This is a genomic window from Methylobacterium sp. WL8 (genome assembly GCF_008040045.1).
GTDB lineage: Bacteria > Pseudomonadota > Alphaproteobacteria > Rhizobiales > Beijerinckiaceae > Methylobacterium > Methylobacterium cerastii.
In genome coordinates this window covers 1-5183 of the sequence record NZ_VRVF01000140.1, presented here as the reverse complement: position 1 = coordinate 5183, position 5183 = coordinate 1, and the positions used below count along the sequence as shown (strand labels likewise).

Annotated in this window: 4 protein-coding genes; 3 read left to right on the top strand and 1 reads right to left on the bottom strand. The window is 61.9% G+C overall.

Annotation, left to right across the window (positions count from 1 at the left end; translation table 11 throughout):
* Positions 1 to 329 precede the first annotated feature (329 nt).
* The 3 genes from FV234_RS25115 (at position 330) to FV234_RS25105 (ending at position 3532) form a co-directional block, all read left to right on the top strand.
* A complete protein-coding gene (locus tag FV234_RS25115) occupies positions 330 to 1709 on the top strand; it encodes an HD-GYP domain-containing protein (protein WP_147832352.1) in 1380 nt (459 codons plus the stop codon).
* A gap of 615 nt (positions 1710 to 2324) precedes the next feature.
* Positions 2325 to 2783: a hypothetical protein gene (locus tag FV234_RS25110; RefSeq protein ID WP_147832351.1), complete on the top strand. Its 459-nt coding sequence runs from the start codon at positions 2325 to 2327 to the stop codon at positions 2781 to 2783.
* 296 nt (positions 2784 to 3079) lie between these two features.
* Positions 3080 to 3532, top strand: coding sequence for a hypothetical protein (locus tag FV234_RS25105; RefSeq protein ID WP_147832350.1), 453 nt, complete (start codon positions 3080 to 3082; stop codon positions 3530 to 3532).
* 118 nt (positions 3533 to 3650) lie between these two features.
* Here the strand turns inward: FV234_RS25105 and FV234_RS25100 are convergent.
* Positions 3651 to 5183, bottom strand: a 1533-nt coding sequence (locus FV234_RS25100; protein ID WP_210250981.1) for a sensor domain-containing diguanylate cyclase, incomplete at its 5' end; no start/stop codon positions are given.

Here is a 5183-nt window from a genome sequence, read left to right as displayed (position 1 = left end):
GTGCTGGCGGACCGGAACCAGGACCCGCTCACGATCCGGCGTCCGACACTGGGTGCGAGACATCATGCGCCTCCCCGTAGACGCCCCCGCACCCTCAACGCTCAAACAGCCAATTCTGCCGTCCTAGTTTTTTTTCGTGGCCATTCCTAGCGGTCGAAGTCTCACGGATGGAACTCACACTCTGGGTCCGCTCCCGACTTTTTGCGGAAGCCAGAAAGGTCTGCTCGGGGCTAATTAGCGAGCGAGAGGCAGCGCAACGCTTTGATCAGGTTCTTCAGGCAGTCTTGCCGCCTATCGAGACCTATAAGGCAAGAGGCTGGACGAGAACGATGCGGATCGTATCAGGCAGCGAAGAGGAGGCCAGGACGGTTCAGCTGTCGGAAGTGCTCGGCTCCTTGAGCCATGCCCTTGACCTGACGGAAGGTCAGCCCGTCGGGCATTGCGTCCGTTCGACCTGGATCGGCTTCCACATCGGCCGAGTGATGGGCCTGCCGGACTTGCAGCTCTGGGAACTCTACCACACGGTGATGCTCAAGGACCTCGGGTGCTCCAGCAACGCCGCGCGTATCTGCGAACTCTATCTCTCAGACGATCTTAGCTTCAAGCGTGACTTCAAGACGGTGAGCGACAGCCTGCCGAAGGTGTTGGGCTTCGTCTTCTCTCATACCGGCCTCAAGGCCGGCCTCGCCGATCGCTTTCGTGCCGTTCTCAACATTCTGCAGAACGGTGGAGCGATCACTGATGACCTGATCCAGACCCGCTGTCAGCGTGGTGCCGAGATCGCCCGTCAGCTTCGTTTCCCCGCCAGCGTCTGCGAGGCCATTCACGCCCTCGATGAGCACTGGAACGGCGGTGGTCGTCCAGACCGTATCGCTGGTCCCGCAATCCCGCTCTACGCTCGCGTGGCACTGTTGGCCCAGGTCGTGGACGTGTTCCACACGGCTGCCGGCCCTGCGGCCGCAATCGCCGAAGTGCGGGCTCGCTCAGGCACGTGGTTCGATCCTCAGGTCGTTGCCTGTTTCGAGACTATCGCGGCCGATCCCAGCTTCTGGGAGACCCTCGCCTCGGACCAAGTCGAAGCAGCGGTGCTCGCCCTGGCACCGGGCAGCCCGATCGTCGTTGACGAAGACTACCTCGACGATATCGCCCGTGCCTTCGCACAAATCATCGATGCCAAGAGCCCCTTCACCTCCGGCCACTCGGAGAGGGTCGCAGTCTACGCGGACATGATCGCGGCCGAACTTGGCTACACATGGGAACGCCGCCGCTGGCTCAAGCGAGCCGCACTCCTGCACGATGTTGGCAAACTCGGTGTCTCGAACGCGATCCTCGACAAGAACGGGAAGCTGGACGATGCGGAGTGGCGTGACATGCGCAATCACGCCTCGTTGTCTGAGACCATCCTGGCCCGCGTGCCGGTGTTCCACGAGATGGCCTTGATCGGCGGCGGCCACCACGAACGGCTGGACGGCAAGGGCTACCCGCGCGGGCTGAGTGGCGATGCGATTGCCCCCGAGACCCGCATCGTCTCGGTAGCCGACGTGTTGGATGCCTTGACCGCTGACCGACCCTACCGGGCCGCCATGTCGCTTGAGAAGGCGCTCGGCATTATGCGTGCAGATCTCGGCACATCGTTCGACCCGGCCTGCTTCGCGGCTCTGGAGCGGGCCCTCGCCTCGATCGAGGGCGATCTTGCTCGGGCGGCTTGAGCCCCACCGCCACGCATTAATCTCATGAGCTACCGAACCGGGACCATTGCGGTGGCTTGGCTGTAAGCGACCCCGCCGCGGGGTGATTTGAGTCGCGATGCCAGAACGATGACGGCACGCACCGGCCAGCCGATGGCTGGTGATCCCAAGGTACGGAGGCACACCGAAACGAGGATGGGGCCGATCATGGTCTGAGTTTCCTGGCAGGGAAATAGGTGGGCGGAGACCGCTGGTTAGGTGCCTCCCCTGTTGCTCCTAGAATGCCTCAGGCAACGATACAGGCTGGTAGAAAATTCGATTGCATTTGATACAACCAGCAATTCAACTTATAGATGTATTGTCTTGCAATTGCGCTTGCGAACTTGAGCTATACCGCCTTCGGTCGCCCGACCAAGCTATGGGGGCTTCCTATTGTTGGATCGGCCAGTGGATCTTCAGGGATAGGGGGGTGGAGCGCTCCAGCAACAGCGTTAATGAAGCGTTGCCGTTCACGCCTCGTTCCCGTTGTGGAAAACCCTCGAACCGGTCAGTTTGGCCCTTGTAGCGGGGCACAGCATGCACATTCGAGCCGGGGAGCGGCTGCGTCTCACACTGTGGGGCGCGGGGAGCCGCGCTATGGTCAGTCTCAACACCTACGCGGTGACGCAGCCCGCGCTGGAGGGGCTTGATCCGACGGAGGACGGCTTCCACCACGACGTCACGTCGTGGCTGCATGACGGCTTCAACACCCTGACGGTCGTGCTGATCGGGCCGCCGGGCGAGGTGCCGTTCCGCATGGTGGTCACGCATGGCGACCAGGCCGAGCACGTGCTTGATGAGGCCGACTTTCTGCCACTGGCAACACCATGGCGGCTCTGGACGCTTCGCATCGAGCGCGTAATGGTGCCCAGCCAGCATCTCTCTGGCCTTGGTCACGCCCACCCACAGCAGATGGCCATCGATCAAACCATGCCAAGTGCTGTCGGCGGTGGCATGTCCCTACGCGTCGACCAGATCAGGGCACCAGCTTCGTTGGTCAGCATCGCCACACCAGTCCAGCCTTCGAGGATCGCCTCTGCGAGAAACCTCCCTTGAGCGATCGCCTGATCCCCCGAGTTCGCCTCGATCTGAATGCGCTGTGTGTCGATGCGCCCACCACCATCGCGGGGACGACGCAGGATCCAAAGTTCAAACCTTGAGATGGGCACGGCTACGAGCTGTGGCATGACGGCAATTCGTAAAACGATCTGTTTCGCAATGACATAGCCAAACAGGCGGGTTCAGGGCTCTTTTTGAACTTTTAGGGCCTTCTTCTTCGAGAAACGTGCCGAGATCGGATCGCTCGTGGTTCGATCCGATCTCAGTCCATGACGGTATGAGGATGTGATCGCGTGCCAATTCCTCAGCGTCAGCTCGCTGCATCGATCCGGGCAGCCCCACATATCGCTGATCGGGACGCGATCGCCGCCTTCGTCCTAGATGAGAGTACGGTGGTTTCGCCCTACAATCCGTTCTCGCGAACCAGCATCGGTGCGCAGCGCCAGATTTGGACCGGATACCAGCGCGAGTTCTACTTCTCGAACGTTGCCTCGCTTGGCCTGACATGTTTGCTGAATGCCTTGCACGCACGTCCAGATGACGAGGCGATTGTTCAGGAGATCCTGCAGGCCGATGGCTGCCGCGCCTACGCGTACCATCATGGCGACGGCTGTCAGATCGTGGGAGCCGTGCTGCATGCCAAGGGGACCGGAGCACTGCCGGTGATCAAGACGCTTTCACGAGGTGGCCGGCGGGGCAGGGGGCAGGGATCGGCGCTTCAGCTTGACCTATTCGCGGTTGGATAGGACCCGCGAAACAGGTCGCCCGAGGCCTTGCGTCGGAACAAGGTGCGCGAGCGTCGGCGCTGGTGCTCCAGGCGATCGCGGTTCACATGGCCGTGGAGAAGATGCGACGCCGGTGGCTTCAGCCTATGACCAGGCGTAGATCAGGACTCACTGAACCCGAAACCCGAACGCAGTTGCGGCCCGATCTCTTGGCTTCGTAGAGAGCGGCGTCGGCAGCACGAAACAGCCCCGCGGGTTCCATCGCAACTGCCTCGGGGATCTGGGCCAACCCGCAACTCACCGTAAGCACCGCGTGATTGCTACTGGCATGAGGGAGCTTCCAGCCGGGCACAGCCTGTTGGATGCGGCTGGCGACGATCCTGGCGCCCTCCTTGTCCGTATCGGGCAGGATGACCGCAAACTCCTCGCCGCCGACGCGGTAGCCGGTATCACCGGAACGGCCGATGACCGGCTCAATCGCCCGAGCGATGAGCTTCAAGGCTTCATCGCCTCTCTGATGCCCGTAACGGTCATTGAACCCCTTGAAGGAGTCTGCATCCAGCAGGATCAGCGAGAGCGGCTGTGAGGTTCGCACCGCGCGCGACCATTCCCGAGCGAGAACCTCATCGAAGCTACGACGATTGGACAAGCCGGTCAGCCCATCCGTCGTTGCCAGCAGTTCAAGCTCGACGTTGAGAGCGATCGTAGCCACCTCGGCAGCGCGTCGCCGATCGAGTTCGCAACGGAACAGCCACGTCAGCCCTATGGTGGCTCCGCAGAGCGCCAGTACGGTTCCACCAAGGGCCAGGGCTTTCTGCCACCAGTCCGCATAGATATCCGCCGGCGGGATCGCGGTGCTGAGTTGCAGGGGCTGATCTCCGACGTGGGTGAACACGAAACGGCGCTCCCCCTCCCCAACCATCGCTGGACCGACGAAGCTGCCTTTTTGGCGGGTCAGGATACGCTGATAGCTGGGCTGGTTCGCGACGCTTTCGCCCAGCAGCTGCTGATCGAATGGCTCCCGCATCAGGATTGATCCACCCGGTCCGTACAAGGTCACGGTGCCGATGCGAGCCACGCCTGCGGCGGCGAACAGACCGCGGAAGTAGTCGAGATGGATGGCACCGGCGACGACCCCGGCAAACGAGCCATCGGGGTTCGACAAGCGGCGGCTCATCATGACCACCCATTTGCCCGTCAGGCGGGAGATGGCCGGCGGGCTGATATGGAGCCCATCATCGTTGTGAGCGGCAAAGTACTGAAAATACTCGCCATCTGCTCGGTTCAGCACTCGTGGCGCGACCGATTGGGAGTTGAGAACGACATCGCCGGTCGCGTTCAACACCATGATGAAGCCAAAGCCGAGACCCGTCGCCGAGCGATCGAAGAGGATCATGTGACGAAGCTCGGGGGCAGCTCGCGCCACGTCCGGTCGCTTCATGCCGTCGACGACCGCCTGCAAGGACAGGTCATACAGCTCGATGTTGCGGGCGATATCCCGCTCCAACACCTGCAGCAGGCTGCGCGACGTGATTTCCGTCCGTTGGGTCGCATCCTCGCGCATGTCCCAGAGCATGAGAGCGGACACTGAGCAAAGACCGGCGACGCATGTAAGATTGAATACTGTCAGCCAACGCGACGAGTGCGTCCAGCGCCCAAGCTTCGCTAAAGG

Coding starts and splice junctions, on each gene's coding strand:
- FV234_RS25115 (WP_147832352.1), top strand. CDS start 330: ATGCGGATCGTATCAGGCAGCGAAGAGGAGGCCAGGACGGTTCAGCTG.
- FV234_RS25110 (WP_147832351.1), top strand. CDS start 2,325: ATGGTCAGTCTCAACACCTACGCGGTGACGCAGCCCGCGCTGGAGGGG.